Annotated in this window: 4 protein-coding genes; 3 read left to right on the top strand and 1 reads right to left on the bottom strand. The window is 34.4% G+C overall.

What is annotated here, in order from left to right:
* Window positions 1–230: 230 nt before the first annotated feature.
* Genes H6A61_RS15155 through H6A61_RS15145 form a run of 3 tightly spaced genes read left to right on the top strand, consistent with a single transcriptional unit; the run spans window position 231 to window position 1,195 of the window.
* Entirely contained in the window at window positions 231–488 is a 258-nt protein-coding gene (locus H6A61_RS15155) for a DUF3791 domain-containing protein (protein WP_204394732.1), read from the top strand.
* Window position 489: 1 nt separating this feature from the next.
* Window positions 490–978 carry a DUF3990 domain-containing protein gene (locus H6A61_RS15150; RefSeq protein ID WP_204394731.1) on the top strand — a complete coding sequence of 163 codons (489 nt, stop codon included), beginning with the start codon at window positions 490–492 and terminating at the stop codon, window positions 976–978.
* A gap of 4 nt (window positions 979–982) precedes the next feature.
* Window positions 983–1,195, top strand: a complete 213-nt coding sequence (locus tag H6A61_RS15145) for a DUF3791 domain-containing protein (RefSeq protein ID WP_204394730.1) — start codon at window positions 983–985, stop codon at window positions 1,193–1,195.
* Window positions 1,196–1,337: 142 nt separating this feature from the next.
* Here H6A61_RS15145 and H6A61_RS15140 read toward each other — a convergent pair.
* Window positions 1,338–1,888 (bottom strand): sensor histidine kinase (locus tag H6A61_RS15140; protein WP_204394729.1); only part of this gene is annotated, 551 nt, incomplete at its 5' end.

The following is a 1,888-nucleotide window of genomic DNA, read 5'->3' as shown; positions in this document are numbered from 1 at the left end:
GATGGTGAAGTTACCGATAAGAATACTTATCAGTGGGATGAAAGAAATTCCGGTTATATATTGAAGGAGACTGAAAAGTTTACCAAATAAAATTCTTCAATTTCTCTCTTAAAAGTTTAACTCGATAATCCCTGATATTCTGTACGTGTGTTTGCAGGATGTCAGGGATTTTTGTTTTTGAATTTTATTTTTTATTTTTGTGTTGAATAGTTCCTAAAAGAGTTGTATTTATGAGTTTGAGAATTAGTTCGGATGAAGAATTGAAGACCATTTTTGTTTCTTCTTGTATTGAAACTGTAGCTAATCACTTGGAATGTTCTGCAAGTGATGTATATCTTCGTATGCAAAGAGTAGGGTTTATTGAAGGGTATATCTGGAAATATTATGATACATTGCATACCCAAAGTAGGGAGTATGTGCTTGATGATGTTCTTGAAGCTTTGAATAATTGGGAGAAAGTTAAAATCACTAATAATAAAGATACTTAATATGAAAGTATATCATGGCTCTGTATATACAATAGAACAGCCCTTGGCAAATATTGGTAGAAAGAATCTTGATTTCGGAGAGGGATTTTATGTTACAGATATAAAGTCTCAGGCTGAAAGATGGGGGCTTAGACTAGGAAGTCGATTGATGAAAAGTGCGTTACTTAATATTTATGAATTGGACATTGATAGGGTAATGTCAGAATTTAGGGTATTAAAATTTGACGAATATAATAAAGAATGGCTTGATTTTATAGTTGCGAATCGCAATGGGTTGAAAAAATGGGAGCAATATGACTATATTGAAGGTGGAATAGCAAATGACAGGGTTATTGATACTATTGAGTCTTATATGATTGGTAATATTACTCTTGAAATGGCTTTAGGGCAGTTAGCTTTTCACCGTCCAAACAATCAGATATGTTTAATAAATCAAAGACTTATTGATGCATGTCTTCATTTTATAAAAGTAGAACCTATAATAGAATAATATTATGCTTTCACCTGTTTTAATGTGGAATAAAATTGGACGTATTGTGATTAAATTATCCAAACGCTTAAATGTTACACCTTTAAGGGCATTAAATATTTTTTATACATCTGAAGTGTGTGATAGAATGCATGATGAAAAAGAAGAATTATATACATTTAGTGATGACTACATTGTTGATGAAATTATGATTGAACTACATGGAAAGTATATATGATAGTTAAAGAAACATTTAAAAGTTTAACTTGATAATCTCTGATATTCTGTATGTTTTATACCGGATATCAGAGATTTTTATGGATATACATGGTGTATTATACGTATATGATATCATCGCTGTGATAAAACAGCATTGTGCTTTACAGATTATGCTTGTCGCTTGTAGTTTCAAGCGGCAGATAGATGGTAAATTCCGTAAATTCTCCTTCTGTGCTGTTTACGAATATTCTTCCATCATGCGCCTTTATCACTTGGTCAACAAAGTTCAGGCCCAGTCCGAAGCCTGAAGCTCCGTTCTTGCGGCTGCGCTTTGCCGCCGCTGCGCGTTCATACTTCTGGAATATGATTTTCTGGTCGGCTTCTGATATACCCAGGCCATTGTCGCGTACTTTCAGTATGGTGTAGCGTTCGCTTTCTTCCGTCGTGATATTAATTTCTACACTTTCCTTTGAGTACTTGATGGCATTGTCAATCAGATTGCTTATTACTTCACCCAGATAATCGTTGTCGGCATAAGCTGTTTTGGCCTGCAAGCTGATGGTAAAGTTTACAGGTTTCTGTGCTTTGGTCTTGAATTTCTCAGTCAGTTTCTCTATTATCGGTGTAAGCTCGACTTCTGTTTTGTTCATCTCCAGTTTATGGTTCTCCAGTTTGGAGATGGTAAGTATCTTGTTAGTGAGAGCAAACAAGT

It is taken from the genome of Bacteroides caecigallinarum (assembly GCF_016901995.1).
Classification (GTDB): domain Bacteria; phylum Bacteroidota; class Bacteroidia; order Bacteroidales; family Bacteroidaceae; genus Phocaeicola; species Phocaeicola cellulolyticus.
The sequence above is the reverse complement of the archived record's forward strand: the minus strand, read 5'-3'. Positions and strand labels throughout refer to the sequence as shown.

What these genes read in the sequence shown, in the direction of transcription:
- H6A61_RS15155 (WP_204394732.1), top strand. Translation starts at nt 231, where the DNA reads ATGAGTTTGAGAATTAGTTCGGATGAAGAATTGAAGACCATTTTTGTT.
- H6A61_RS15145 (WP_204394730.1), top strand. Translation starts at nt 983, where the DNA reads ATGCTTTCACCTGTTTTAATGTGGAATAAAATTGGACGTATTGTGATT.
- H6A61_RS15150 (WP_204394731.1), top strand. Translation starts at nt 490, where the DNA reads ATGAAAGTATATCATGGCTCTGTATATACAATAGAACAGCCCTTGGCA.